Source organism: Pseudomonas sp. GL_139_B (genome assembly GCF_057834475.1).
In genome coordinates this window covers 3,169,642-3,195,738 of sequence record NZ_CM174403.1, presented here as the reverse complement: position 1 = coordinate 3,195,738, position 26,097 = coordinate 3,169,642, and the positions used below count along the sequence as shown (strand labels likewise).

28 protein-coding genes and 2 pseudogenes are annotated in these 26,097 nt (G+C 57.0%); 12 read left to right on the top strand and 18 right to left on the bottom strand.

Features of this window, described 5'->3' with window-relative positions; translation table 11 throughout:
* Nucleotides 1-44: 44 nt before the first annotated feature.
* The 4 genes from modC to AC3ISI_RS14565 form a co-directional block, all read right to left on the bottom strand.
* Nucleotides 45-1,124 carry a molybdenum ABC transporter ATP-binding protein gene (gene modC, locus AC3ISI_RS14580; RefSeq protein ID WP_489332558.1) on the bottom strand — a complete coding sequence of 360 codons (1,080 nt, stop codon included), beginning with the start codon at nt 1,122-1,124 and terminating at the stop codon, nt 45-47.
* Between the two features lie 3 nt (nt 1,125-1,127).
* Nucleotides 1,128-1,808: a molybdate ABC transporter permease subunit gene (gene modB, locus AC3ISI_RS14575; protein WP_489332557.1), complete on the bottom strand. Its 681-nt coding sequence runs from the start codon at nt 1,806-1,808 to the stop codon at nt 1,128-1,130.
* Nucleotides 1,809-2,576 carry a molybdate ABC transporter substrate-binding protein gene (gene modA / locus AC3ISI_RS14570; RefSeq protein ID WP_489332556.1) on the bottom strand — a complete coding sequence of 256 codons (768 nt, stop codon included), beginning with the start codon at nt 2,574-2,576 and terminating at the stop codon, nt 1,809-1,811.
* A 144-nt stretch (nt 2,577-2,720) separates the two neighbouring features.
* Entirely contained in the window at nt 2,721-3,785 is a 1,065-nt protein-coding gene (locus AC3ISI_RS14565) for an NAD(P)H-dependent flavin oxidoreductase (RefSeq protein WP_489332555.1), read from the bottom strand.
* Between the two features lie 187 nt (nt 3,786-3,972).
* Between AC3ISI_RS14565 and acuI the strand changes: the two genes are divergently transcribed.
* Complete coding sequence (gene acuI, locus AC3ISI_RS14560) at nt 3,973-4,956, top strand: acrylyl-CoA reductase (NADPH) (protein WP_489332554.1); 984 nt, start codon at nt 3,973-3,975, stop codon at nt 4,954-4,956.
* Here the strand turns inward: acuI and ada are convergent, their stop codons facing one another.
* The 5 genes from ada to AC3ISI_RS14535 all read right to left on the bottom strand — a co-directional run bounded on the left by ada (nt 4,957) and on the right by AC3ISI_RS14535 (nt 8,081).
* A complete protein-coding gene (gene ada, locus AC3ISI_RS14555) occupies nt 4,957-6,021 on the bottom strand; it encodes a bifunctional DNA-binding transcriptional regulator/O6-methylguanine-DNA methyltransferase Ada (RefSeq protein WP_489332553.1) in 1,065 nt (354 codons plus the stop codon).
* Nucleotides 6,022-6,108: 87 nt separating this feature from the next.
* Nucleotides 6,109-6,774: a DNA oxidative demethylase AlkB gene (gene alkB, locus AC3ISI_RS14550; protein ID WP_489332552.1), complete on the bottom strand. Its 666-nt coding sequence runs from the start codon at nt 6,772-6,774 to the stop codon at nt 6,109-6,111.
* 3 nt (nt 6,775-6,777) lie between these two features.
* Nucleotides 6,778-7,446 (bottom strand): 2OG-Fe(II) oxygenase, encoded by a 669-nt coding sequence (locus AC3ISI_RS14545; protein WP_489332551.1) that lies wholly within the window; start codon nt 7,444-7,446, stop codon nt 6,778-6,780.
* A 126-nt stretch (nt 7,447-7,572) separates the two neighbouring features.
* On the bottom strand, nt 7,573-7,743 hold the full coding sequence (locus tag AC3ISI_RS14540; protein WP_489332550.1) for a hypothetical protein: 171 nt from the start codon (nt 7,741-7,743) through the stop codon (nt 7,573-7,575).
* A 35-nt stretch (nt 7,744-7,778) separates the two neighbouring features.
* Nucleotides 7,779-8,081, bottom strand: coding sequence for a DUF1883 domain-containing protein (locus AC3ISI_RS14535; RefSeq protein ID WP_016984992.1), 303 nt, complete (start codon nt 8,079-8,081; stop codon nt 7,779-7,781).
* Between the two features lie 212 nt (nt 8,082-8,293).
* On the opposite strand from AC3ISI_RS14535, the gene AC3ISI_RS14530 reads away from it, so the two are divergent.
* Complete coding sequence (locus tag AC3ISI_RS14530; RefSeq protein WP_489332549.1) at nt 8,294-8,650, top strand: hypothetical protein; 357 nt, start codon at nt 8,294-8,296, stop codon at nt 8,648-8,650.
* Nucleotides 8,651-8,722: 72 nt separating this feature from the next.
* A complete protein-coding gene (locus tag AC3ISI_RS14525; protein ID WP_054614586.1) occupies nt 8,723-8,953 on the top strand; it encodes a hypothetical protein in 231 nt (76 codons plus the stop codon).
* A 10-nt stretch (nt 8,954-8,963) separates the two neighbouring features.
* On the opposite strand, the gene AC3ISI_RS14520 is transcribed toward AC3ISI_RS14525, so the two are convergent.
* Nucleotides 8,964-9,245, bottom strand: coding sequence for a hypothetical protein (locus tag AC3ISI_RS14520; protein WP_489332548.1), 282 nt, complete (start codon nt 9,243-9,245; stop codon nt 8,964-8,966).
* Between the two features lie 140 nt (nt 9,246-9,385).
* A complete protein-coding gene (locus tag AC3ISI_RS14515) occupies nt 9,386-9,577 on the bottom strand; it encodes a hypothetical protein (RefSeq protein ID WP_489332547.1) in 192 nt (63 codons plus the stop codon).
* Nucleotides 9,578-9,847: 270 nt separating this feature from the next.
* On the opposite strand from AC3ISI_RS14515, the gene galU reads away from it, so the two are divergent.
* Together galU and gorA are read left to right on the top strand one after the other, a co-directional pair.
* Nucleotides 9,848-10,687 carry a UTP--glucose-1-phosphate uridylyltransferase GalU gene (galU, locus tag AC3ISI_RS14510; RefSeq protein ID WP_007946194.1) on the top strand — a complete coding sequence of 280 codons (840 nt, stop codon included), beginning with the start codon at nt 9,848-9,850 and terminating at the stop codon, nt 10,685-10,687.
* A gap of 130 nt (nt 10,688-10,817) precedes the next feature.
* On the top strand, nt 10,818-12,176 hold the full coding sequence (gene gorA, locus AC3ISI_RS14505) for a glutathione-disulfide reductase (RefSeq protein ID WP_489337602.1): 1,359 nt from the start codon (nt 10,818-10,820) through the stop codon (nt 12,174-12,176).
* Here the strand turns inward: gorA and AC3ISI_RS14500 are convergent.
* Nucleotides 12,173-13,183, bottom strand: coding sequence for a DNA-binding protein (locus AC3ISI_RS14500; RefSeq protein ID WP_489337601.1), 1,011 nt, complete (start codon nt 13,181-13,183; stop codon nt 12,173-12,175). The genes gorA and AC3ISI_RS14500 overlap by 4 nt on opposite strands.
* 178 nt (nt 13,184-13,361) lie before the next feature.
* On the opposite strand from AC3ISI_RS14500, the gene AC3ISI_RS14495 reads away from it, so the two are divergent.
* The 3 genes from AC3ISI_RS14495 to ahpF all read left to right on the top strand — a co-directional run bounded on the left by AC3ISI_RS14495 (nt 13,362) and on the right by ahpF (nt 16,704).
* Entirely contained in the window at nt 13,362-14,300 is a 939-nt protein-coding gene (locus AC3ISI_RS14495) for a site-specific integrase (protein ID WP_489337600.1), read from the top strand.
* Between the two features lie 137 nt (nt 14,301-14,437).
* Entirely contained in the window at nt 14,438-15,001 is a 564-nt protein-coding gene (gene ahpC / locus AC3ISI_RS14490; RefSeq protein WP_007975937.1) for an alkyl hydroperoxide reductase subunit C, read from the top strand.
* A 137-nt stretch (nt 15,002-15,138) separates the two neighbouring features.
* Entirely contained in the window at nt 15,139-16,704 is a 1,566-nt protein-coding gene (gene ahpF, locus AC3ISI_RS14485) for an alkyl hydroperoxide reductase subunit F (RefSeq protein ID WP_489337599.1), read from the top strand.
* A 190-nt stretch (nt 16,705-16,894) separates the two neighbouring features.
* Here ahpF and gloA read toward each other — a convergent pair whose 3' ends face one another.
* Nucleotides 16,895-17,416: a lactoylglutathione lyase gene (gloA, locus tag AC3ISI_RS14480; protein ID WP_489337598.1), complete on the bottom strand. Its 522-nt coding sequence runs from the start codon at nt 17,414-17,416 to the stop codon at nt 16,895-16,897.
* Between the two features lie 144 nt (nt 17,417-17,560).
* On the opposite strand from gloA, the gene AC3ISI_RS14475 reads away from it, so the two are divergent.
* Complete coding sequence (locus AC3ISI_RS14475; protein ID WP_489337717.1) at nt 17,561-18,085, top strand: DUF4946 domain-containing protein; 525 nt, start codon at nt 17,561-17,563, stop codon at nt 18,083-18,085.
* Between the two features lie 179 nt (nt 18,086-18,264).
* On the opposite strand, the gene AC3ISI_RS14470 is transcribed toward AC3ISI_RS14475, so the two are convergent.
* The 3 genes and pseudogenes from AC3ISI_RS14470 to AC3ISI_RS14460 all read right to left on the bottom strand — a co-directional run.
* Nucleotides 18,265-18,630 (bottom strand): histone-like nucleoid-structuring protein, MvaT/MvaU family, encoded by a 366-nt coding sequence (locus AC3ISI_RS14470; RefSeq protein WP_223513479.1) that lies wholly within the window; start codon nt 18,628-18,630, stop codon nt 18,265-18,267.
* Between the two features lie 233 nt (nt 18,631-18,863).
* A complete protein-coding gene (locus AC3ISI_RS14465) occupies nt 18,864-20,399 on the bottom strand; it encodes an EAL domain-containing protein (protein ID WP_489337596.1) in 1,536 nt (511 codons plus the stop codon).
* A gap of 117 nt (nt 20,400-20,516) precedes the next feature.
* Nucleotides 20,517-20,777: pseudogene (locus tag AC3ISI_RS14460) on the bottom strand (LysR family transcriptional regulator substrate-binding protein); the annotation flags it as partial.
* Nucleotides 20,778-20,808: 31 nt separating this feature from the next.
* On the opposite strand from AC3ISI_RS14460, the pseudogene AC3ISI_RS14455 reads away from it, so the two are divergent.
* Together AC3ISI_RS14455 and hppD are read left to right on the top strand one after the other, a co-directional pair.
* Nucleotides 20,809-21,583 (top strand): annotated as a pseudogene (locus AC3ISI_RS14455) (DMT family transporter).
* Between the two features lie 250 nt (nt 21,584-21,833).
* A complete protein-coding gene (gene hppD, locus AC3ISI_RS14450; RefSeq protein WP_489337595.1) occupies nt 21,834-22,910 on the top strand; it encodes a 4-hydroxyphenylpyruvate dioxygenase in 1,077 nt (358 codons plus the stop codon).
* 132 nt (nt 22,911-23,042) lie between these two features.
* On the opposite strand, the gene rarD is transcribed toward hppD, so the two are convergent.
* Both rarD and AC3ISI_RS14440 read right to left on the bottom strand, forming a co-directional pair.
* Nucleotides 23,043-23,924 (bottom strand): EamA family transporter RarD, encoded by an 882-nt coding sequence (rarD, locus tag AC3ISI_RS14445; RefSeq protein WP_489337594.1) that lies wholly within the window; start codon nt 23,922-23,924, stop codon nt 23,043-23,045.
* 194 nt (nt 23,925-24,118) lie between these two features.
* On the bottom strand, nt 24,119-25,132 hold the full coding sequence (locus AC3ISI_RS14440) for an aldo/keto reductase (protein WP_489337593.1): 1,014 nt from the start codon (nt 25,130-25,132) through the stop codon (nt 24,119-24,121).
* 551 nt (nt 25,133-25,683) lie between these two features.
* Here AC3ISI_RS14440 and AC3ISI_RS14435 point away from each other — a divergent pair.
* Nucleotides 25,684-26,043: a DUF6124 family protein gene (locus tag AC3ISI_RS14435; RefSeq protein ID WP_489337592.1), complete on the top strand. Its 360-nt coding sequence runs from the start codon at nt 25,684-25,686 to the stop codon at nt 26,041-26,043.
* Nucleotides 26,044-26,097: the final 54 nt, after the last annotated feature.

Sequence of the window (26,097 nt, the reverse complement as noted above, 5' to 3'; positions counted from 1 at the left end):
GTACAGCCATTGACCGCACTCCTTTGTCGTTGGTGCCAAAAGACTTAGGCCAGGACTGCCACTGCTTTGATTTGTGCCCAGAGTTGCTGGCCTGGATGCACGCCCAATTGGTCTCGGGAATAGCGTGTGATACGCGATAGCAAGGGTGTGCCGGCGGCGTTCAGGCGGATCAACACGTGGGCGGCGTTGTCGGCGCCGATTTCACTGATCACCGTCACCGGCAAGCGATTGAGGATGCTGCTTTGCTCGACGCTGCGCAGGCTCAGGCTGACATCGCGCGCGTGAACCTTACAACGCAGTGCCTGGCCCAGGGGCATGGGCGCGTGGGCTACGCGAATGCCCAGATCGGTATCGGGTAACTGCAAGGTCAGCAACTGGTAGTGGGCGTCATACGCGCTGACATGTCCTTCGATCACCACCCCCGCGTCGTCGCCCAGCGCCAGCGGCAGGTCGAGGCGAGCGAGGGTTTCGCCGATGGGGCCGCTGGCCAGTGCCTTGCCTTCGCTCAGCAAGACGATGTGATCGGCCAGCCGCGCGACCTCATCCTGTGAGTGACTGACGTACAACACCGGGATGTCCAGTTCATCGTGCAGGCGTTGCAGGTATGGCAGGATTTCGTTTTTGCGCTGACTGTCCAGCGCTGCCAACGGTTCGTCCATCAACAAAAGTTTCGGGCTGGTGAGCAGTGCGCGGGCGATCCCGACCCGTTGCCGTTCGCCGCCGGAAAGGTGCTGCGGGTGACGCTCCAACAGGTGCCCAATCCCCAGCAGTTCCGTGGCATGGCCCATGTCCACCCGGCGTTGCTGTTTCGGGATGCGTTTGAGGCCAAACTGCAGATTCGCCAGCACCGACAGATGCGGAAACAGGCTGGCTTCCTGAAAAACATAACCCAGCGCTCGTTTATGTGGCGGTACGAAAATCTTCTTCTCGCTGTCCTGCCAGACCTCATCGTTGACCTGGATAAAACCCTGTTGCGCCCGTTCCAGACCGGCGATGCAGCGCAGGCAGGTGGTCTTCCCCGAGCCCGAGTGTCCGTAAAGCGCCGTTACGCCACGGCCAGGCAATTGCAGGTCCACGTCCAGGGCGAACCCCGAATAGTTCAGTTTCAGACGCATATCGATCATCGATCAGCTCCAGCCCGCTTTGGTTTTACGGCTGGAGTACAGCGCCAACAACACCGCAAAGGAGAACACCAGCATCACTCCCGCGAGCCAATGGGCCTGAGCGTATTCCATGGCTTCGACATGATCGTAGATCTGCACCGACACCACGCGAGTCTTGTCCGGGATGTTGCCGCCGATCATCAATACCACGCCGAACTCGCCGACGGTGTGGGCGAAGCCGAGGATCGCAGCAGTGATAAAGCCGGGTCGTGCGAGCGGCAGGATTACACTGAAGAAGGTATCCCACGGATTGGCGCGTAAGGTCGCGGCAACTTCCAAGGGGCGAGTGCCAATGGCGGAAAAGGCGTTTTGCAGCGGTTGAATCACGAATGGCATCGAGTACAGCACTGAGCCGACGACCAACCCCGCAAAACTGAATGTCAGGGTGCCAAACCCCAGCGATTGGGTGAACTGACCGACAAAGCCGTGAGGCCCCAGCGCCAGCAACAGATAAAAGCCAATCACTGTGGGCGGCAGGACCAGGGGCAGGGCGACAATCGCCCCGACCGGGCCGCGCAACCAGGAGCGGGTGCGCGACAGCCATAATGCAATCGGAGTGCCGATGACCAACAGGATGGCAGTCGTCAGAGACGCCAGTTTGAGGGTCAGCCAGATGGCGGAAAAGTCGGCACTCGTCAGTGTCATTTAGAGTTGGTAACCGTAGGATTTGATGATTGCGGCGGCTTTCGGACCTTTCAGGTAGTCAACCAGTGCCTTGGCGGCCGGGTTGTCCTTGCCTTTGTTGAGGATCACCGCATCTTGTTTGATCGGCTCGTGCATGTCGGCTGGAACGATCCATGCCGAACCGCCGGTGACTTTGCCGTCTTTGTAGATCTGCGACAAGGCAACAAAGCCAAGTTCGGCATTGCCGGTGGAGACGAATTGATAGGCCTGGGTGATGTTCTGGCCCTCAACGATCTTATCCTTGACCTTGTCGGTCAGCCCCAGCTTGGCCAGTACCTGAGTTGCGGCCAGGCCGTAAGGTGCGGCTTTGGGGTTGGCGATAGACAGATGCTGATACTGGTTGTCACTCAGCACTTTGCCCTTGGCATCGACGTAGCCGTCTTTGGCCGACCACAAGGCCAGAGTGCCGATGGCGTAGGTGAAGCGCGATCCCTTGACCGTGTCGCCTTCGGCTTCAAGTTTTTGCGGCGTGGTGTCGTCTGCCGAGAGGAACACTTCGAACGGCGCGCCATTCTTGATCTGGGTGTAGAACTGCCCGGTTGCACCATAAGCCGCGACCAGTTTGTGCCCGGTGTCTTTTTCGAAATCAGCAGCGATGGCTTGAATAGGGGCGGTGAAATTGGCTGCGACGGCGACCTGTACTTCGTCCGCGTGTGCGGAGCCGAAAGCGAATACTGCGATCAGGCTGGCAAGGCAAGTAGGGGCAAAACGTGAGGCACGAATAGTCATGAAACGGCTCCGTGATAGGCGAGTGCAGCAAGGGGGTGAAACGCTATATAGCTGAATATATAGCGAAATGCCTGCTAACGGAACGTGTTGGTTGAAGCTGTCACATGAAGCTGTAGCCGCTGACGCAGCCTTCGGCAGCTGGGCTTATCGACCGAGCAGCTTGGCCAGTCCTGTGTCCGCCAAGTGTCGGGTCAATTGTGCAGCCGTCATTTCAACGCCTAGCCTGAATGCCTGCCCAGCCCACAAATTGCTGAAATCCGCTTCGTCCTTGGCTCGCAACGGCATCAGCGCACCACCGGCAAGTGGGAAGGTCGGCGCTTTATCGCAGATCGGCCCGATCTCGCGCATCACCCGATTGAGAATGCCGCGTGCCGGGCGACCCGTGAAAATGTTGGTGACAGCGGTCTCGCTTTCTTTGGCGGTGTGCAGCGCTTTGTTGTGTGACCGGCTGACCTTGGCTTCTGGCGTGAACAAGTAAGCCGTGCCCACCTGCACCGCCGAAGCGCCCAACACAAAGGCTGCCGCAACTCCTCGCGCATCACTGATTCCACCCGCTGCAATCACCGGCACTTTCACGGCATCGACAATCTGAGGCACCAAAGCAAAGGTCCCGACCTGGCTGCTCAGATCGTCACTGAGAAACATCCCGCGATGACCGCCGGCCTCGTAACCCATGGCGATGATTGCGTCACAGCCCTGCTGTTCCAGCCAGACGGCTTCTTCGACCGTGGTGGCCGAGGACAGAATTTTCGCGCCGGTGGCTTTTACTCGATCCAGCAAAGACTTCTCTGGCAGGCCGAAGTGAAAACTGACCACTTCAGGGCGAAACTCTTCGACGACCTCACAGGCCGCGGCATCGAAAGGTGCTCGATTAGATACCGGTGTCGGCGCATCGAAATCGACGCCCAGTTCACGGTAGTAAGGTTCCAGCAAGTTCTTCCAGTCCCGGGCACGTTGCTCATCCGGAGCCGGAGGTTGATGGCAGAAATAGTTGATGTTGAATGGGCGCTGGCTGTGTTGGCGAATCGTCTTCAGCTCCTCGCGCAGTTGCTCGATGCTCAGCATCGCCGCCGGCATCGAGCCCAGACCGCCGGCGTTACTCACAGCGATAACCATGGCCGATCCATTGGCGCCGGCCATGGGGGCCTGGATGATCGGCAGTTCGATACCGAGCAGGTCGAGAATGCGAGTGTCTGGCCATTGGCTCATGTGAATGATGCTCCGACGTCAAAACAGGGCTGGGACGGTAGAACCGGTTTTTTACCAGCTATCGCGGGTGAAGGGCCAGTCGACTTTTGGCTGGTCAGCGGTTTGGCTTAAAGTCGTGTACGGCCAAACGTTTCTTTGTGGTATTTCAAGGGTCCCACATTCTGATTGATTCCATTGAGAGGCAACGATGTTCAACGGTATTTTGATCGACAAAGACGACAGCGGTTACCGGGCCACACTGCAAGAGATCAATGACGATCAACTGCCCGAGGGTGACGTGACGGTACGCGTGGCGTACAGCACCCTGAACTTCAAGGATGGATTGGCAATCACCGGCAGCAGCCCGGTGGTGCGCAAATTCCCGATGGTGCCGGGGATCGATCTGGCCGGCACTGTCGAAGTCAGTGAGCACCCGGACTACAAGGTCGGTGATCACGTCGTGCTCAATGGATGGGGAGTGGGCGAGGGGCATTGGGGTGGATTGGCGCAGAAGGCACGCCTGAACGGTGACTGGCTAATCCCGTTGCCAAAGGCATTTACCACCGCTCAAGCCATGGCCATCGGTACTGCCGGCTACACGGCCATGCTGAGCATCCTGGCGCTGGAACATAACGGTGTGACGCCGGAGCAAGGCGAAGTGTTGGTGACTGGTGCCAATGGCGGTGTAGGCAGTTTCGCCATCGCGCTGCTGAGCAAGCTGGGTTATCGCGTCGTGGCATCCACCGGGCGCACGTCTGAACACGAGTATCTGAAACGACTGGGCGCCAGTGAAATCATTGACCGCGCCACGCTGTCCGACCCCGGCAAACCGCTGGCGAAGGAACGTTGGGCAGCGGTCATTGACTCGGTCGGCAGTCACACGCTGGCCAATGCCTGCGCCAGCACCAAGGCCAACGGCACGGTCGCGGCGTGTGGTCTGGCGCAAGGCATGGACTTTCCGGGTTCGGTCGCACCGTTCATTTTACGCGGCGTGACATTGGCCGGGATCAACAGCGTGACCCAGCCCAAGGCCAAACGAGTGCTGGCGTGGAATCGGCTGGCCAAGGATCTGGATTTCGCACTGTTACCGCTCATCAGTCATGAAATCGGTTTGAGCGAAGTCATCGATGCCGCACCGCGCTTGCTCGCCGGACAGTTGCGCGGGCGGGTGGTGGTCGATGTGAATCGCTGATCAGCGCGTCTCGCGCTCCAGCAACTGGCGCTTGCGCTCAACCCCCCAGCGGTAACCTGACAGGTTACCGTCGCTACGTACCACGCGGTGGCAAGGGATCGCCACCGCCAGACTGTTCGCGCCGCAAGCCTGGGCCACGGCGCGCACGGCTTTTGGCGACCCGATGCGTTGGGCGATCTCGGCATAACTGGCGGTGCTGCCGAGGGGAATCTCGCGCAAGGCTTGCCAGACGCGCTCTTGAAACGCCGTGCCGCGCACGTCCAGCGGCAAGTCCAGGCCAAGGGCCGGAGCTTCGATAAATCCTACAACCTGAGCGATCAGTTGCTCGAATTCGTGATCGGCACCAATCAGATGGGCGCGGCGAAACTTGTCCTGCAGATCGCAGACCAGTTGATGTGGATCGTCGCCCAGCAGAATCGCGCAAACGCCACGTTCACTTTGGGCCACTAGAATGGCCCCCAGGGAACATTGACCGACGGCAAAACGGATGTCGGTATTTTGCCCCGCGGCGCGGTAGTCACCTGGCTTCATGCCCAATAGATGATCTGCGGCTTCATAAAAACGACTGTTGGAGTTGAAGCCGGCTTCATACAGGGCATCGGTGACTGTGCCGCCGTACTCTAGACGCTCACGAACCTTGCGCGAGCGATGGGCCGTGGCGTAACCCTTGGGTGTCAGCCCGGTTACGGCTTTGAACACTCGATGGAAGTGGAAACTGCTGAGGCCCGCGGCGTCCGCCAGTTCATTGAGCGCCGGCAGATTTTCGGCAGATTCGATGTGTCGGCAAGCGGCCGCCACGGTGGCAGCATGTTGTGCTGCGACGTCACTTTGATCTTTTACGGCGCGTTTGCTTGGACGATAACCCGCTGCCAGAGCTTGCTCCGGGGTGTCGAAAAACTCGACATTTTGCGGCTTCGGTAAACGTGCCAGGCTGCTGGGGCGGCAGTAGACGCCGGTGGTTTTTACCGCATAGACAAACTGCCCGTCTGCGGCCGGATCGCGCGCGACGACCGCGGCCCAGCGAGGATCGATCTCAGTTGCTGTTTTAGTCGAATGCGTTGTCATGTCTGTATGTCCATTGACCCGTTTCATTCAGATTAATCAGGCAGAAGGGGCGTCGCACTCCGGGTCTTGCGGTCAAATTCGAGCGCTTCATCCGGCTATTCGAAACGTGAAATTGATCCTTTTTTCGCCCAGTCTCGAATGATGACCTTCCTTGATCGGCAGGACGCCGTGATAACGCAAACGGTCCACGCCGCCCCAAACCACGATGTCGCCATGCAGCAACGGCACGCGCAGGCTTTTATCGCTTCGTTCAAAACCGCCAAACAGGAACATTGCAGGCAACCCCAGCGACACGGACACGATAGGGGCTGCGTAGGACCTTTCGTCTTTATCCTGGTGCAATGACATCTTTGCCCCAGGGACATAACGATTGATCAAGCAGGAGTCGGGAACAAAATCCGCGAATCCCGCTTCACGCGCCGCTGCTTGTGCCAGTTCGAAAAATACCAGGGGCATCTCTGGCCAGGGTTGCCCGGTCTGTGGGTCATTGCGCGTGTATTTGTAGCCGCTTCGATCAGTGGTCCAGCCCAAGGCACCGCAACTGCTTAACGCAACCGACATGGTAAAGCCACCGGGCGTGACCATCTGTCGAAACGGGGCGGCCGTCAAAATCGTGTCCAGCGCGATCAGTAACGGATCCATCCAGGGCAGGGCAAAGCCGCGCAAGACGCAGGCTTGTTCGCCGATCTGGTCGCGCCTGGGCGGCTGTTCGGGTTCTACGTTGGCAAACAAATCCAGAGTGGCGGGGCTCATGAGTCATAACGCATCGTGAAAGATGATTCCAAGGGTATGCCGTTTTCCGCTGTGCACGCGACTCACGCCGTGACGCATGTTCACGCGGTAATACCCGCGAACACCTTTGACCGGCCGCTGGCTGACGGCAAAGATCAAGGCATCGCCTTTCTTCAGGTCAATAACCTGAGGGCGTGACTGCATTCGCGGGCGCTGTTCGGTCAGGACGAATTCGCCGCCGGTAAAATTTTCGTTGGGTGCCGACAGAAGAATCGCCACTTGCAACGGGAAGACGTGTTCGCCGTACAGATCCTGATGCAGGCAGTTGTAGTCCTGCGGGCCATATTGCAGCAATAAGGGCGTCGGCCGTTCCTGACCGGCGGCATGGCAGCGTTGCAGAAACGCTTCGTGCGTGGCGGGAAAGCGCGTCGGCAGGTCCATGCATTCGTACCAGCGATTCGCGATCGGTACCAGTCCGGGGTAGAGCTCGCTGCGCAAACGGGCAATGGGTTCCGGCAGGGGATACTTGAAGTATTTGTACTCGCCACGGCCAAAACCGTGACGAGCCATGATCACCTGTGAACGAAAAAGCTCAGGCTGCCCGTAGAAGGCGCTGATTTCGTCGCAGTCCTCGGCACTCAGGAGTGATCGGATAATGGCGCAGCCATCCTGATCGAGTTGTTGCTCCAGCATGTTCTGACGCCTTCACCAAAGGTTTAGGTGGTCAGTCTAGGCCGTGGTGGCGGGGCGAACACCCCGGTGCTTGCGGTCAAACTTCAGAAGCGGGAGCAGACATCCATGCTGTCGCTCCGTGGGCTATTACAGCGCTTTGCTGACGCTGATCTCGCTGATGACGTCGTCGCTCTGGCCGTGAATGGCCTCAAGCGCCGCCTTGGCTTCTTCTGCGGTGCCGTTTACAAGCTGGGCAAACTCGAAGCGGCGTTCACCGTTGAGTTTGTATTTAATGACGTACTTGGTCGTTTGGGCCACGGTGATACCTGCTTTACTTCATGTTCGGACGTTTATCAGCTCAGTTTTGTGCTGGAACGACGGATGATCTTGATCGAATGCGTCAGGGTTGGTTTGCGGGTCACGCTGATCGGCCGGCGGTTGACCGTGTCGATGGTGATGTTCCAGAAACCGGTACTCGGCGCGGTAATCCGGGCCGGGAAGGTGTCGAATGCACCGCCGTGGTAAGTGTGACGACCGCCATTCTTGAAGCTGCGGAAGTTGGCGTCGTTCATCAAGCGGATGTTGCACATTTGGGAGCACTGGATGACGACAATGTCGTCTTCATTGAGGTGCTCGCGCTGGTGGATAAATTTCATGAGGCGCCTCCAGAAGGGCTTTTTCTACAAAATCAAAACGATAGCATGGGCGATTGGCGCAGTTTATCAGCCCGAACAGGTTATTATCGGTTCGTCGCACTCCGCTTTTGCAATTAAAACCGGTTATTCGGCCATCCATGAGCGAAAAATGAGGCATGCCTCGGAGAAAATCAGCCTTTGTGCTGTCCGAGGGTCTTTATCGGAGGTTTTGTATGAAGTGGGGTCTGTTAGTCCTGCCGTTGGCGTTGGTTGTGAGTGGCTGCGCAAGTGTTTCGGAAATCGATGAGACGCTGCCTACGATGAACGTGATCTCAGGCAAGAAGCCCCATGAGTACGCGCAGTGCCTGGTGGTACAGCTGGCCGAAAGCCGTGGCGCTCTGCAAGTTGAGCCGCATAAAGACGGTGTGCGCGTAATCGTTCCGGCGAAGTTCTCGTCGGGTCCCGCAGCGGTCTTTGACATTGAAAACCGCTCCGGTGGCAGCAGCATCAAGCTGCATGAGCGCATGTCCAATGTGCCGGTGCGTCCCAAGGACGTGCAGAAAGCCGCCAATACCTGTATTTCCGGCTGATAGACTAGCGACAATTTACATCGATGCCGTCAAGGCTGCGCTTTGACGGCATTGTCTTTTCTGGAGTCAGGCATGAAGCGAGAGCAGGTTAGGGAGCGCCATGCAGAGGGCCACATCTCTGCCACCCATGTGATTCAGAATCCGGCGAATTCAGGGGAATGGATCGTGTTTTTCAAGAAAAGCGCCGGGCGCAGTTATTTTCTGGTGGACGATAACGATGAAGTCGAGTCCTTCAGTCGTCTCGACGATTTGATCGAGGCCGTGCGCGGCCTTGGGATCAAATTCGCTGAAATTCATATGTAACGTCGATGCCTTACTTGCAGACCACGACAACGCTGCGGTTCTTGAAATTGCCGACGTCGACACCCAGAGTCTTGTCGCTTTCCTTGGTTGACGGCGTGCCGTCAGTCCCGACAATCCGGTAGCCGGTGCCAGCGCAAGAGGTCTCGGCTTTTTTGTAGCACGTGGCCCAGGAGTTGGCTTCGCCGGAGCAGTCGATGGTCAGCCCCTGCTCACCATTGTTCAGATAAGCCGTTTCCGAGGTGGCGCAGCCGCTCAGGGTCAATATTGCAATCAGTGGCAAAAATTTAGTCATGTCGTTGTCGTCGTCAGGAGGATGGGGCTAAGCCTGTGACAGCGCTGGCATCAAAAGGTTATAGCGAAGGGCCACTTCTATTGCAGGCAATCACAAAAAAGCCCTGCGCAGGGCAGGGCTTTGTCAAAAGCGGTTTCAGATCAAGTCTTGTCTTTACCGCGGCGTTTGACGGGCGGGTGTTCAAGTTGCAATACGGATGCCACTTCAATCGCCGACGCTTCGGTAGGGAATGGCCCAGTGATAATCTCGCCGCCGCCAAAGTTGTGTATCCACCACTGGCCGTCTTTCGCCTGATTGATCAGGAACCCGTTGACGCTTTTTGCTTCCGACATCTATCTGCCTCGTTGGCTGGTTCAATTGCGCCATGATAGCGCCAAATGCACCCGGAGAGTGCTGATGGGCGTATGGTGGTGCGATTGCTTGTCTGGTTGAATCGCCAAGTTATCTGCTATCTATTAGACGCTGCCGAACGATCTGCGGAACTATCCGCAGGAATATTTCTCTATGTTGGCATCGGTTAGCCAGTGCGGGGCATTGTAAGGTGCGCGCCGCCTGATTAGACTGCGCCGAAACTCGTACACACAGCCCTTTCAAGGACTTTTATGATCAAGAAATGCTTGTTCCCAGCAGCCGGTTACGGTACTCGCTTCCTGCCAGCGACTAAAGCCATGCCCAAAGAAATGCTGCCGGTGGTGAACAAGCCACTGATCCAGTACGGCGTCGAAGAAGCTCTGGACGCTGGCCTGAACGAAATTTCCATCGTCACCGGTCGCGGCAAGCGCGCCCTGGAAGACCACTTCGACATCAGCTATGAGCTGGAAAACCAGATCAAGGGCACCGACAAGGAAAAATACCTGGTCGGCATCCGCAAGCTGCTGGACGAGTGCTCGTTCTCCTACACCCGTCAGACCGAAATGAAAGGCCTTGGCCACGCGATCCTGACTGGTCGCCCGTTGATCGGTGACGAACCGTTCGCCGTGGTCCTGGCGGATGACTTGTGCGTCAACCTCGAAGGCGACGGCGTACTGACCCAAATGGTCAAGCTGTACGAGCAGTACCGCTGCACCATCGTCGCGATTCAGGAAGTGGATCCGCAGGAAACCAACAAGTACGGCGTAATCGCTGGCGAGTTGATCGCTGATGACCTGTACCGTGTACGCAACATGGTCGAGAAGCCGGCCCCGGAAGATGCTCCGTCGAACCTGGCTATCATCGGTCGTTACATCTTGACTCCGGACATCTTCGAGCTGATCAAGCAAACCGAGCCTGGCAAAGGTGGCGAAATTCAGATCACCGATGCGTTGATGAAACAGGCGAAAAACGGTTGCGTGATTGCCTACAAATTCAAGGGCAAGCGTTTTGACTGCGGTGGCGCTGAAGGCTACATCGAGGCGACCAACTTCTGCTTCGAGAACTTCTACAAGACTGGCAAGGCTTACTGATAGCTGCTGACCTGCTTGTATTGAAAAGCCACCTCCGGGTGGCTTTTTCATTTTCTGGCCCCATATCGTTTGCAGTGCTTGCCCGGCGAACGTCTGCGGGTATGCTTGTGGACTGCCGAGGAGATTGAAAATGGCCTTTGATTTTGATTTGTATGTGGTTGGCGCAGGTTCCGGCGGTGTGCGGGCTGCGCGCTTTGCCGCCGGATTTGGCGCGAAAGTAGCCGTGGCCGAGAGCCGCTATCTGGGTGGCACCTGTGTGAACGTCGGCTGCGTACCGAAAAAATTGTTGGTTTACGGCGCGCACTTCGCGGAAGACTTTGAGCAGTCGTCCGGTTTTGGCTGGACATTGGGTGAGGCCCAGTTTGACTGGGCCACTCTGATCGCCAATAAAGACCGCGAGATCAATCGCCTGAATGGCATTTACCGCAACTTGCTGGTCAACAGCGGTGTTACCTTGCATGAAGGTCACGCCAAAATCGTCGACCCGAACACGGTCGAGTTCAATGGCGAGCGCCACACCGCTAAAAATATCCTGATTGCGACCGGTGGGTGGCCGCAGATCCCGGAAATTCCGGGGCATGAACATGCAATCAGTTCCAACCAGGCCTTCTTCCTCAAGGAATTGCCGAAGCGCGTACTGGTAGTGGGCGGCGGTTATATCGCCGTTGAGTTCGCGGGCATCTTTCACGGGCTGGGCGCCCAGACTACGTTGCTGTATCGCGGTGAGCTGTTTCTGCGCGGTTTTGATGGGGCGGTGCGTAAGCATTTGCAGGAAGAGCTGACCAAGCGCGGCATGGACCTGCAGTTCAATAGCGACATCGAACGTATCGACAAGCAATCTGATGGCAGCCTGAAGGTGACGCTCAAGGATGGTCGCGAGCTGGAGGCGGATTGCGTGTTCTACGCGACCGGTCGGCGCCCGATGCTCGATAATCTCGGCCTGGAAAACACCGGCGTCAAACTCGACAAGAAAGGCTTTATCGAGGTCGACGAGCAGTATCAGACGGCCGAGCCGTCGATACTGGCGCTCGGCGATGTGATCGGTCGAGTTCAGCTGACGCCGGTCGCCTTGGCCGAAGGCATGGCCGTGGCGCGACGCTTGTTCAAGCCCGAGCAATATCGCCCGGTGGATTACAAGATGATCCCGACCGCCGTGTTCAGCCTGCCGAACATCGGCACCGTTGGCTTGAGCGAGGAAGACGCCCGCGAAGCCGGTCACGAGGTGGTGATCTTCGAAAGCCGTTTCCGCCCGATGAAGCTGACCCTGACTGAATGCCAGGAGCGAACGTTGATGAAGCTGGTGGTAGATGCCAAGACCGACAAAGTTCTCGGCTGTCACATGGTCGGGCCGGATGCCGGCGAGATCGTGCAGGGGCTGGCCATCGCCTTGAAGGCAGGGGCGACCAAGCGTGACTTCGATGAAACCATCGGCGTGCACCCGACGGCCGCCGAAGAGTTCGTCACCATGCGCTCGCCCGTAGCAGGTTAATCGTCCTTGGCTGCGTCTGGCGCTGTCGCTCTGACCGCCGCCAGGTGCACGCTTTCATCCAGACTCGCCTGAGTCTTGAACAGCTCGATTTCCAGCACTTTGTTTATCTGCGACTGCTCGTCGACGCTCTGCTTCAGCGACTGACTTTCCAGCAGTGCGACGCGCAAGCGTTCCTGGAAGAGGGTGCGCTCGCTGTCGATGCGATGGACCTGTTCCAGTAATTGGTCCTGTCGGCTATTGGTTTGTTTGAGTTGATCCTGCAACAGGCTCAGCTCTCTTTGTGCGCCCCGGTTTTCGGTGAACAAACGCTCATTGTCGCGGTGCAGTTGAGTGATCTCATCCTGGCGCACCATTGCGCTTTGCTGCGCCTGACGCAACTCCATCTGAATCTGCTGCACCTGGCTCTCGTGGCGGCTTTGTTCCTGCTCGCGCTGTTCCTTGACGGCATTACGGTAGTGCTCCAAGGCCTCGCGCGCGTGCAGGTGCTTTTCTTCCAGCGAGCGGATCTGCTCGTCCTTGTCTTGCAGGCGAAATTCGAAGCCGGTCAACGCCTGACTCAGCCCGGCATTGCGGGTTTGCTCGGTCTGCAACATCGAGCGGGTTTCTTGAAGTGACTCTGATTCCTGTGTCAGCGCCAGGCTTTGCATCTCGTACTGCTGATGCAATTCGGTGTTGGTTTTCTGTGCGTCTGTCAGTTGGCTTTCCAGCGCTTTGCGCTGCTGATCGAACTGCTCGCGAGCCTGGTCGATGGGCTCCTGGGCCTTTTCCTTGAGGCGTTGAGCCAAGCGCGAAACCAGGCCTGCCAGCTCGTCATCGATAGGTTCTGGCGCAGGCTCGGCGCGTTCTCTGCCGTCGTCCAGCTCCTTGAGATAGCGATGGATCGTGGTTTTCGAGCCGGTGTTGCCCATTTCGATCCGTACTGCATCGATGCTTGGATTTTCGCCGCGGGCGAGGATCGCCAACCGTGCTGCTTGCACCACTGCTTTGTTTACGCCGCCACGAGCCATGAGTTCTCCTACGATTTTGTACTGTGGTACATGCCACTAATTTACGCAGTGTACCATCAGAAAAATAAAGTTAAATGATGTCAATTAATCATGCGGGATATACTGGTATTACCCCGTGTGATGAGCTACACGGCGCGATTGCACCCGCCAACGCGGTACGTTTTAGAGAGTTGAGCCGATGACTGAGCTGGATCGATACCTACAGGCCGCCACGCGCGACAACACCCGCCGCAGCTACCGGGCCGCCATTGAGCATTTTGAAGTCAGTTGGGGCGGGTTTCTGCCTGCCACCGCCGACAGCGTTGCGCGCTATCTGGTGGCGTATGCGGGGGAGTTATCGATCAACACGCTGAAGTTGCGTTTGTCGGCGCTGGCACAGTGGCACAACAGCCAGGGTTTTCCCGACCCGACCAAGGCGCCGGTGGTGCGCAAAGTCTTCAAAGGCATTCGCGCGTTGCACCCGGCCCAGGAGAAACAGGCCGAACCGTTGCAACTTCAGCATCTGGAGCAGGTGGTGGCCTGGTTAGAGAAGGAAGCGACAGAGGCCAAGGCGCGGCAAGATCAACCCGCACTCCTGCGAGCCCGACGCGACATGGCGCTGATCCTCCTGGGATTCTGGCGCGGGTTTCGCAGTGATGAGTTGTGCCGCGTTCAAATCGAACACGTTAAGGCGATAGCCAGCTCAGGCATTACGCTCTATTTGTCGCGAACCAAGAGCGACCGCGAGAACCATGGCAAGACTTACCAGACCCCTGCCTTGCAGCGCCTTTGCCCGGTGAACGCCTACATACAATGGATCACCGAAGCCGCACTGGTTCGCGGGCCGGTTTTTCGAGGCATCGACCGCTGGGGCCACTTGAGCGAGGAGGGCTTGCACGCCAACAGCGTCATCCCGTTACTGCGCCAAGCTCTGGAGCGCGCCGGCATTCCCGCCGAGCACTACACCAGCCACTCCTTGCGACGCGGCTTTGCCAGTTGGGCGCATCAAAGCGGTTGGGACTTGAAGTCGTTGATGAGTTACGTGGGCTGGAAGGATATGAAGTCCGCCATGCGCTATGTTGAAGCCAGCCCGTTTCTCGGCATGGCCCGCCTCGCCGAAAAGCCATTGGCGCTGTAGATCACTTTTTCGTCTATTAATACCGTCGGCTAATAGCGAAAACAAATCAGCAGCATGAGGTTTGCCAATGAGCCATCCGGGGGCCGAGTGGGTAGGATTCACTTCATCAACTTTTCAACCCTGACGGAGAGTCATCGATGCCTATCATCAACAGCCAAGTTAAACCGTTCAAAGCTGACGCCTTCAAAAATGGCGACTTCGTAAAAGTCTCGGACGCTGACCTGAAAGGCAAGTGGTCTGTCGTTTTCTTCTATCCGGCTGACTTCACCTTCGTTTGCCCGACCGAACTGGAAGACCTGGCTGACAACTACGACGCGTTCCAAAAACTGGGCGTCGAGATCTACAGCGTTTCCACCGATACCCACTTTGCCCACGCTGCCTGGCACAACACTTCGCCAGCCATCGGCAAGATCCAGTACACCATGATCGGCGACCCGACTCACGCCATCTCCCGCAACTTCGACGTGCTGATCGAAGAAGCAGGTCTGGCTGACCGTGGCACCTTCGTCATCAACCCTGAAGGCCAGATCAAAATCGTTGAACTGAACGATGGCGGCGTTGGCCGTGACGCTTCCGAGCTGCTGCGCAAAATCAAGGCTGCCCAGTACGTCGCTGCTCACCCGGGCCAGGTTTGCCCAGCCAAGTGGAAAGAAGGCGAGGCCACTCTGGCTCCGTCCCTGGACCTGGTCGGCAAGATCTAAGTCTGTGAGCGCTTCATCAGGGCGGTACGCCGCACCTACTCAGTAAGCTGCACCGCCCTCAAAAACGCCCGGGCGAGATTCGCTCGGGCGTTTTTTTATGCCTGCTTTTTATGAAACAGAAAAAGGAAATCGCCCGTATGTTGGACGCCAATCTTAAAGCCCAGTTGAAGTCGTACCTGGAACGGGTCACCCAGCCGATCGAGATCGTTGCCTCCCTCGACGACGGTGCGAAATCCCAGGAAATGCTCAAACTGTTGAAAGACGTTGCCAGTCTTTCCACCCAAATTACCTTGCTCGATAGCGGTGATGATGTACGCAAGCCATCGTTCTCGATCAATCGCCCGGGAGCCGACATCAGCTTGCGTTTCGCCGGCATCCCGATGGGCCACGAATTCACTTCGTTAGTGTTGGCCCTGTTGCAAGTAGGCGGCCATCCTTCGAAGGCCAGTGCTGAAGTGATCGAACAAATCCGCTCGCTCAAAGGCGAGTTCAGTTTCGAGACTTATTTCTCGCTGTCCTGCCAAAACTGCCCTGACGTTGTTCAGGCACTGAATCTGATGGCGGTGTTGAACCCGAACATCCGCCATGTCGCAATCGACGGTGCGTTGTTTCAGGCTGAAGTCGATGAACGCCAGGTCATGGCTGTGCCAAGCATTTACCTGAACGGTGTGAATTTCGGTCAGGGTCGCATGGGCCTCGAAGAAATCCTCGCCAAGCTCGACACCAGCGGCATCGAGCGTCAAGCCGAGAAGCTCAGCGCCAAAGAAGCCTTTGACGTGTTGGTCGTCGGTGGCGGTCCGGCCGGTGCTTCGGCGGCCATTTACGCGGCGCGTAAGGGCATTCGCACGGGCGTGGCAGCGGAACGTTTTGGTGGGCAGGTGCTCGACACCATGGCCATCGAAAACTTCATCTCCGTACAGGAAACCGAAGGGCCGAAACTGGCCAGTGCCCTCGAAGAACACGTCAAACAGTACGACGTCGATATCATGAACCTGCAACGGGCCACGGCGTTGATCCCAGCGAAGAATCCGGGCGAGTTGCATGAGGTTCGGTTCGAAAGCGGCGCCACGCTGAAAACCAAGGCGCTGATTCTTGCCACTGGCGCGCGCTGGCGTGAAATGGGGGTGCCGGGCGAACAGCAATACAAGGCCAAGGGCGTATGTTTCTGCCCGCACTGCGACGGCCCGCTGTTCAAGGGCAAACGTGTGGCGGTGATCGGCGGCGGTAACTCCGGCGTTGAAGCGGCGATCGATCTGGCCGGCATTGTGTCTCACGTGACCTTGCTGGAATTCGACGTACAGTTGCGCGCCGACGCGGTCTTGCAGCGCAAGTTGCACAGTCTGCCCAACGTCACCGTAATCACCGATGCGCAAACCACTGAAGTGTTGGGCGACGGTCAGAAGGTCAACGGTTTGCGCTACAAGGATCGTCAGTCGGACGAGTTGCGCACTGTCGAACTGGAAGGCATCTTCGTGCAGATCGGTTTACTGCCCAACACCGATTGGCTCAAAGGCACCATCGAGCTGTCGCCTCGCGGCGAGATCATCGTTGATGCTCGCGGTGAAACTTCGATGCCAGGCGTGTTTGCTGCCGGTGACGTTACTACCGTGCCATACAAGCAGATCGTGATCGCAGTGGGCGAGGGCGCCAAGGCTTCGTTGAGCGCATTCGATCACCTGATCCGGACCTCGGCCCCGGCATAATCGCCGACGCTGAAAACACAAAACCCCATGAGTGATCATGGGGTTTTTTCTGCCTCACACATTACAAATTGTAGGAGTGAGCCTGCTCGCGATGGAGGCTTGTCAGTCACATTAATATTGAATGACACACCGCTATCGTCGGAACGCCGCCCGGAGCCGGCTCACGCCTACAGGGGATATGCCGTGTGTATTACAGCGGAGCAGGCTGGATAATCTCAACCCAGTACGCATCCGGATCCTTGATGAAGGCCAGGCTCTTCATGCGCCCGTCATTCAAGCGCTTCTGGAAATCACAGCCCAGCGCTTCAAAACGCTCGCACGCCGCGTGAATGTCCGGCACGGAAATGCAGATATGACCGAAACCACGTGGGTCAGTGTTGCCGTTGTGGTAGGTGAAGTCCGGGTCGTTCTCGGTCCCGTGATTGTGGGTCAGTTCGAGAATGCCAGGAATCGACTTCATCCACTCGGTACGAGCAGCGGTATCGGCCGGGATCTGGTTTTTGTCGACGAGGGCCAGGAAATACAGGCTGAATTCCGCTTCCGGGAAATCGCGTTTTTCCACCAGAGTGAAACCGAGGATGCGCGTGTAGAAGTCCAGGGACTTGGTGATGTCCTTGACCCGAAGCATGGTGTGGTTGAAGACGAACTTCTGGGTCGCGGTATCAGGCTGGGCGGTGACGCCCGGGAAAGTGTTCAATTCGTGCAGGCTCATGGGCCCTCCGGAAAATAAGTGGGGCTAACGAATGGCGACAATGATACGCAAGGCCTCAGACATCACCAAACCTAAACCGCCAGCTATTGCCGGACAGGCGGGCGAGGCTCAGACTTTATGGTTCATTCCGTGAGTGCTATTGCAATGGTTCGATTCTGTAAATCGATGTTCGTCGTGCTCGGCATCTTGTCATCGGTTGCCAGCGCTCATGCAGAAGCGCCACAGGTGACATGGCCAATTGGCTGGGAAGTTGAAGCGCTCGCGCAGCAAGATGCCGGCTCTAAAGTGTCCCGTCAACGCGCGGTCAAAAGCGATCAAAGCGGTACGCCGGTGATGGTCATGGAATTGACCATGACTCAGGTGGAGAGCGGTCATCAGGTGAATGTGCAGGGCGTGCTGCTGGAAATGCGTAAAGCGGTGCAAAAGGACTTCTATCGAAGCGGCTATCAAAGTGTCTGTAACAAAATTCATCCAGCGACACTGAGCCGTCTGTCGGCCCTGGAAACTACCTGCACCATTACTCAGAATGGACGACATGTGCTGTCGCAAACATTGGTAGGGGCGGTGGACGCCGACAACGCCTATGTTCTTTCGTACGCGGGGCAGGCCGACGCTTATAAGGAAAGTCAGGAAGAAATTGAAGCGCTCCGCAACAGCTTGAAACTTTAGTGCTGGGGTTTTACGTGGCGGCGGATTTTTTGGTGGGGCGACATTTTTAGATACCCAACGGCACTAAACACTAAGTTAATCGGCAAGTTGCGAGTTGATCCTCCTCCAATCGTTGCATTTAGAGGGTATCCATAAAAAAAAGCCCTGCATTGGCAGGGCTTTTTTATAACCACAAGCTGTTAGCTGCGCAGCCAGGAATCAACAGTGGATGCACCATATTGTTCCTTCCAGGCTTTCAGGCCACGGTGGTTGCCACCCTTGGTTTCAATCAGTTCACCGGTGTGCGGATTCTGATAGACCTTGACCACGCGAGCACGGCGGGTTTTAGGCGTTTTTGCTTGTTGCAGACCGGATTTTGCCGGGTTCGGATCGAGAATGGCGATGATGTCACGCAGGCTCTTGCCGTAGGTTTTCATCAGCCCCTGGAGCTTTTCTTCGAATTCGATTTCTTTCTTGAGCCCGGCATCATTCTTCAGCGATTCCAACTGCTTGAGCTGTTCCTGAAGGGCCTTTTCAGCTGCACGAAATTCAGCGAGTCTGGACAATATCTTTACTCCAATAGTGTGTTTGGCTGATACCAACCGCAAACAAAGCTATAAGCCAAGAGCCTTGAAGCGACTCGGTGATAGTGGCTCACCTGCCAATTTTGCACAGGCATGAAAAATTGTAGTAGTTAATTGGCCAAGAGTAAATCCTGACTTTTTCTCCATGTAACAACAGTAGTCTTTTGATTCAATTGGGTGCGGGTTGTCGATGTCCCGTCGCTTAAAGTCACAAGTTAATGGTGGGTTAATGCGTTAATGAATTCTGCGCCGGTCATCGGTCGACCGTACAGATATCCTTGCAGGAAGTTCACGCCGTGGGCGCTCAGATAGTCACTTTGTTCTTGGGTTTCCACACCTTCGGCGACGATCCCCAGATCGAGCTTGGCGGAGAGTTCGATGATCGTGTCCAGAATGTGCCGCGAAAGGGCATCAATGCCGATCATGGCAACGAAGCTCTTGTCGATTTTCAGGAAGTCCACATTGAACTGACGCAGATACCCCAGGCTGGAGTGCCCGGTGCCAAAGTCGTCAATCGCGATCATCACCCCCAGCGCATGAAGCTGTTCGAACAACTGAAGCGTAACGTCGCTCGGCGTGATCAGTTCGCGCTCGGTCAGCTCCAGCACCAGGTTGATGGAGCCGGGTGCGAAGGCGCTGAGAAACTCACGACAGTCTTGGACCAGTTTCAGGTCGTTACAGTGACTGGCGGTGATATTGATGGCGATGTGAAAGGGTTCATTAAACGAGGCAGACACAGGGCCCAGCCATTTGGCAGCCTGTCGCATTAGTGAGCGGGTCATAGGCACGATCAACCCGGAATCTTCGGCAAACGGGATGAACATTTCAGGGCGTACCAAGCCTTCCTTCGGGTGTTTCCAGCGCATCAGTACTTCTGTGCCAGACCACTTCCTGGTATCGCCATGCACCACCGGCTGAAAATACGGGACAAACTCCTGTGCGGCCAAAGCACGTTGCATTTCATGAGTTGGCGACCATGAACGCTTTTGCAAGTAATGCCCGGTGGCGCCCGACACCACCCCAAAAAAAATCAGCAGGCTGAACAACGGCGGGTATTCGCTGGCCATGTATCTCCAGGTTTCGCCCTCGGGGAAGCCGGCGGCGACTGTAAAGGCATATTGCGAGGAAGAACGTTGCCTTTCGGCCACGGGCAACTCGGGCGGGGCGCCTCCATTGACCTTGCCGTCTGCGGACAACCAGTTCGGGCCAACTTCCAGCAGCAGCAATGTGTTGCGACCAATCAGGCGCAGCACGGTACTTAGGTGGTAGCCGTCCAAGGTCGTCAGTGCTCCCTGTTTGCCCTCACTCAGGCGGTACACCAGCACCGCCGTATTGGGAGTAACCGGGTTGCCACTCAGGAGCAGTAGCCTGCCTTGCGCATAGTCGCCAGCAGTGATCTTCTCCTGGACCTCTCCGAACAAAGAGTTGCAATAAATGGTGTCGTCCCATACCAGGCTGGCGGAGCGCACAAACGGACGACGCGTGACCTGTTCGCGCAGGGCCAACTTGACGTCGTCGCAATTTTGACCGGCCAACGGCAGTAATTCGCGTGCGGACTGGGCCGTATTGTCGAGCATCAGTTCGAATTGGCGCAGGGCTTCGTCGGCGGTCAGGGTGCTGCTTTGCTTGAGAGCCCGTCCAGCCTGCATATAGAGAATGACGCAGCCCAACATCACCGGGAGCAACCCACACAGAAGGGTCACCATAATGCGGGTGCGCAACGGGCGACGGCTTTTGGCAGTCAATGGCATTCGCGAAACCTCGCAAGAAAAAACAGGGCCCTCAAATGCTGGCAGGACAACAACACGCCTCCCAAAAAAAGAGTACAGGTAGTGGCCATGATAGTCGTCCCTCGACGGTTATGCCGCTTATCGGGTGTTCAGGCTGATGGCCAGTTTGATAAAAGCCAGTGTGGCGGGTGAGGACTGGCGCTGGTCAAGCACCGCCAGCCCGAATTGGCGGGTGACGGGGGGCGACAGAGGTTTTTTCACATATCGGCGGTTGTCATCGTCGGGCAGTGAGCTTTCTGCGACGATAGTCAGCGGATCACCGCGGCCTATCGTGTCCAGCGTGCTGATCAATTGTGAGCAGCGGTAGCGGATGTTCGGTGTCAGTCGAGCGGCGGGATACGTCATCTTTCCTCACCCGGTTTTGCCCCCTTTGACGATCTTTTTCCAACCAGCAACACCAGATAACCCGGTGTATCTGAAACTCGCCGCCTTCACCATGATCTGGGGCGGGAGGTTCGTGGCCGGGCGATTTCTGGCTGACAGTCTCAGCCCGGCTGCATTACATCAATGCCTCCCGAGCCTCGTTGATTGTTGCGCTGAACCCGGCCGTGATCGGCCTTGTCTCGTGGTGGCTGTTCAAAGAGCGCTTGAACCGGGCGACAGTCTTTGGTATTGCGATCTGTATTGCCGGGGCGAGTGTGGTGATTGCCAGTCGTAATCCGCAGGTGTTGGTCGGCGATGCCGACGCCTGGATCGGTGACCTGCTGATTTTCGGCTACGTGATTGGCTGGGGCATTTATTCGCTGTTTTCCAAAGCGCTGAATCAGTCCTTGGGGTCTGTGCAGACGGTGACGTATTCGATCCTGCTGGGCACCGCGATGCTCTGGGCGATCAGTGCCGTGCGCGGTGAACTGAATGTCAGCGCGCTCTTGAACCTTGGTCCGCAACAATGGTTGAGCCTGTTGTACCTCGGCGTTTTGGGTTCGGCGCTGGCCTACATCGGTTATTACGACGGCATCCGCCAGATCGGCGCGACACGCTCGGGCGTGTTCATTGTCTTGAACCCGCTGACCGCGGTCATCCTCGGCGCGCTGCTGCTCGGCGAGCCACTGACCCTGACGATGTGTATTGGCGGTGCGTTGATTCTGGCGGGGATTTTCCTCTGTAATAAACCCCTTGCGCGAGTAGGGGCAAAGGGGATTTGATACAGAAGGCGGACAAACCTATTTACGCTGTGTAGAATCTGGTTACGCATACAATAATAATCGTCTTCTGGCAGCAGAAGCCTCGCCCGCAAGAGCCTTGGGTCGACAATGAAAAGTTTTGGGTTTCAATTGATCTACGGTGACTTCCTCGCCCGCAGCGTGCGGGGCATCTCCTGTGCCCCACCCGCCGGTCTCAGCATTGCTAGCAACTAACATTTGTTAATTTCTAAAAGCATGATGAGGCGCCAAAATGGCAGATTTATACGAAAACCCAATGGGCCTGATGGGCTTTGAATTCATCGAATTCGCATCGCCAACCCCGAACACCCTGGAGCCGATCTTCGAGATCATGGGCTTCACCAAGGTGGCGAGCCACCGTTCCAAAGACGTGCACCTGTATCGCCAGGGCGCGATCAACCTGATCCTCAACAACGAACCGCACAGCGTCGCTTCGTACTTCGCGGCCGAGCACGGCCCGTCGGTGTGCGGCATGGCGTTCCGCGTCAAGGATTCGCAACTCGCCTACAAGCGCGCACTGGAAATCGGCGCCCAGCCGATCCACATCGAAACCGGCCCCATGGAGCTGAACCTGCCGGCGATCAAAGGCATTGGCGGCGCGCCGCTGTACCTGATCGACCGTTTCGGTGAAGGCAGCTCGATCTATGACATCGACTTCGTGTTCATCGAAGGTGTGGATCGCAACCCGGTTGGTGCCGGTCTGAAAATCATCGACCACCTGACCCACAACGTGTATCGCGGTCGCATGGCCTACTGGGCCAACTTCTACGAGAAGCTGTTCAACTTCCGCGAAATTCGCTACTTCGACATCAAGGGCGAATACACCGGCCTGACCTCGAAGGCCATGACCGCACCAGACGGCATGATTCGCATCCCGCTGAACGAAGAATCGTCCAAGGGCGCCGGGCAGATCGAAGAGTTCCTGATGCAGTTCAACGGTGAAGGCATCCAGCACGTTGCTTTCCTGTCCGATGACCTGATCAAGACTTGGGATCATCTGAAAAGTATCGGGATGCGCTTCATGACCGCTCCACCAGAAACTTATTACGAAATGCTCGAAGGACGTTTGCCGAACCACGGCGAGCCGGTTGATCAACTGCAAGCGCGCGGGATTTTGCTGGACGGTTCGTCCGAATCGGGTGACAAGCGTCTGCTGCTGCAGATCTTCTCGGAAACCCTGATGGGGCCGGTGTTCTTCGAATTCATCCAGCGTAAAGGCGACGATGGCTTCGGCGAAGGCAACTTCAAGGCGCTGTTCGAATCGATCGAGCGTGACCAGGTTCGTCGTGGCGTGCTCGCCACCGAGTAACCCGCCACACCGCTAAACCTGTGTAGGAGCTGGCTTGCCAGCGAAGGCGTCGTCAAATTCAACATCAATGTTGACTGACTGACAGATAGCTATCGCGAGCAGGCTCACTCCTACATTTGTTTTGTGTGTAGCTTAAGGGCGGCGATGTCGCATCAGGTGTTTGAAGCCTTCGAACACCAGCACCACCACTGCGAGCCAGATCGGGATGTAAGTCAACCATTCCCCATGCTTGATGCTTTCCCCGAGCAGCAATGCCACGCCCAGCAACAACACCGGCTCGACATAACTCAACAACCCGAAAAGACTGAACGGCAACAACCGGCTGGCGATGATGTAAACCACCAATGCCGAAGCGCTGATCACCCCGAGAATCGGGATCAACAGCGACAGCCACGGGTGTTGGTCGAACACGCCGAAACCCTGCACACCACTCTGCACAAACCAGAAGGCCAGCGGCAGCGTCAATGCCATGTCCAGCCATAGGCCGCCAAGGTTGTCCGTGGCAAGCCGTTTGCGCAGCACGAAATAGGTGGGATAGCCGATGCACACGAGTAAGGTCGCCCAGGAAAAGCCACCGACCTGGTACACCTCATTGGCCACGCCGAGGCAGGCGAAAAACACCGCGATCTTTTGCAGGTAGGACAGACGTTCGCCGTAGGCGATTCGCCCGGTCAGCACCATTGTCAGCGGCAGCAGGAAATACCCGAGCGATACGTCCAGGCTGTAGCCGTTGAGCGGCGCCCACATGAACAGCCAGAGTTGCACACCGAGCAGGGCCGAAGAGGCGATCAGGGCGGCGATCAGTTTCGGGTGCGCCGTGGCGCGCCGAACAATGTCGATGACGCGCGTCCATTCCCCGGACACCACCATGAACACGGTCATGCAGGGCACGGTCAGCAGCATGCGCCAGCCGAAAATTTCCACGCCGCTCAATGGGGCGAGCAGTGACGTGTAGTAATACATGACGGCAAACAGCACCGAGGCCGAAACCGATAAAGCGATACCTTTAGACAAACTGCCCTCGCGAGGTTGAACATGAAACGGGGCGCAGAGGATACGTCGTTTTCGTATCAAATATTGTCTGATCGATCAACACATTCCACCTGTGGGAGCGTGGCTTGCCCGCGATAGCATCTATTCGGTCTATCTGATGCACCGGGGTGTCTGCATCGCGGGCAAGCCACGCTCCCACAGTGGATTGTGTTTCTTCAGGTATTGCGGGGTTTACGGCCCGACACAAAATGGCTCACATCATTAAACCCCGGCGTCGATGAATGCCCCGGCACCACCAGCGAATCAATAAACGCTTCATCCTCGGCGGAAATCTTCACCGCTAGCGCCTTGGTGTACGCGTCCCACTGTTCCTCGGTGCGCGGTCCGACAATCGCTGAAGTGACGGCGTTATTGTTCAACACCCAGGCAATCGCAAACTCGACAATCCCCACGCCCCGTTCCTGCGTGTATTGCTGAATCTGCTGGGCAATACGCAACGACTCAACTCGCCATTCGGTTTCCAGAATGCGTTTGTCTGCCCGCCCTGCGCGGCTGTTGGCGTCCGGCTTTACATCCGGCGCATATTTACCGCTGAGCACACCACGCGCCAACGGGCTGTAAGGCACCACGCCGAGGCCATAATTGTGCGCGGCGGTGATTTGTTCAGTCTCGGCCTGACGGTTGACGATGTTGTACAACGGCTGGCTGATCACCGGCCGGTCGACGCCCAGTTGATCGGCCACACGGATCACCTCGGCAATGCGCCAGCCACGGTAGTTGGACAAACCCCAGTAGCGAACCTTGCCCTGTCGAATCAGGTCGCCCATCGCCGACACGGTCACTTCCAGCGGCGTGTTGTGGTCTTCGCGGTGCAAGTAATAGATGTCGAGGTAGTCGGTGCCCAGGCGGGTCAGGCTGGCATCGATGCCGTTGAACAGGTGTTTGCGGCTCAAACCGCTGCGGTTCGGTACACCGTCGACCGGGCCGAAACCGACCTTGGTCGCCAGCACCCATTCGTGACGGTTGCCGGCAATCGCTTCGCCGACGATCTCTTCGGAACGACCGCCGGTGTAAACGTCGGCGGTGTCGATGAAATTGATGCCCTGGTCCCAGGCCTTGTCGATGATCCTCAGGGAATCTTCGGTGCTGGTCTGTTCGCCAAACATCATGGTGCCCAGCGTCAGGGTCGAGACCTGTAAACCCGAATGACCCAGCGTGCGATAGCTCATGAGGAAATCCTTTTACCGGTGGGGGAAAGGCCTCAATCAAATACCAGAACCTGCGTCGGGAGCAATCGGAATATCAGCTCAATGGAGAACACTGTGGGAGCGAGCTTGCTCGCGATGGCGGTTGATCATTCAGCATGGATGTCGACTGACCCGGCCTCATCGCGAGCAAGCTCGCTCCCACAGGGAATTGGTGGCAATAAACAGTAATGTTTAAACGGTCGGGAATGGTGGGGCAGGAGGCTACATAACCTTGCGCCGTTGCCTACGACTGCGCCAGAATCCGCCGGCTTGTGCGCCTTGGAGCTGGGCTCTATCGTTTGCTCGTCGCTGAAAAACAGCGATCGGGTTTGGTAGCCCGGGATTTACGTAAGGTTCGCAGCATCACTATTTCGTGGCGTTTTTTCGTCTCGACTTTATGGTGGTTATGCACAGGGCGTCTTCGGGCGCGCCGGTCTCCTTGCGTCCCGGTCTACCAACCTGCGTATGGCCACCACCTCTTCGTTTGGTAGCGAAAGTGATGGCTCCTTTTTTCGACGCAAGGAGTTTCATCTATGTTCAAGATCACACCCAACCCACCCGAAACCGACGACGTTTCCCCGTACGAATCCACCGATCCCAAAAAACTCAACACCGCCGCCGACCGCGCCCTCGATTACTACCTCAAACCGGTCATCCCCAAAGACACCCCACGCAAACCCAGCACCATCTACTTCGTCGGGCCCGACACCGATAACGAAACCCTGCTGGTCAACGCTTGTGAGTCGTTGGCGTCAGCGAGTGTGATGTTGAGTGATTTCGCGGGGCAACTGAACGGTACACAGCGCCACACCCTGCTGGGCATTCAACACTCCGTGATGCTGGGTGAACTGGCGGTGAACCGGATGCTGGATAACGTCGATCCATATAGCTAACACGGTCTCAAGATGATCGTTCCCACGCTCCGCGTGGGAGTGCAGCCCCGGACG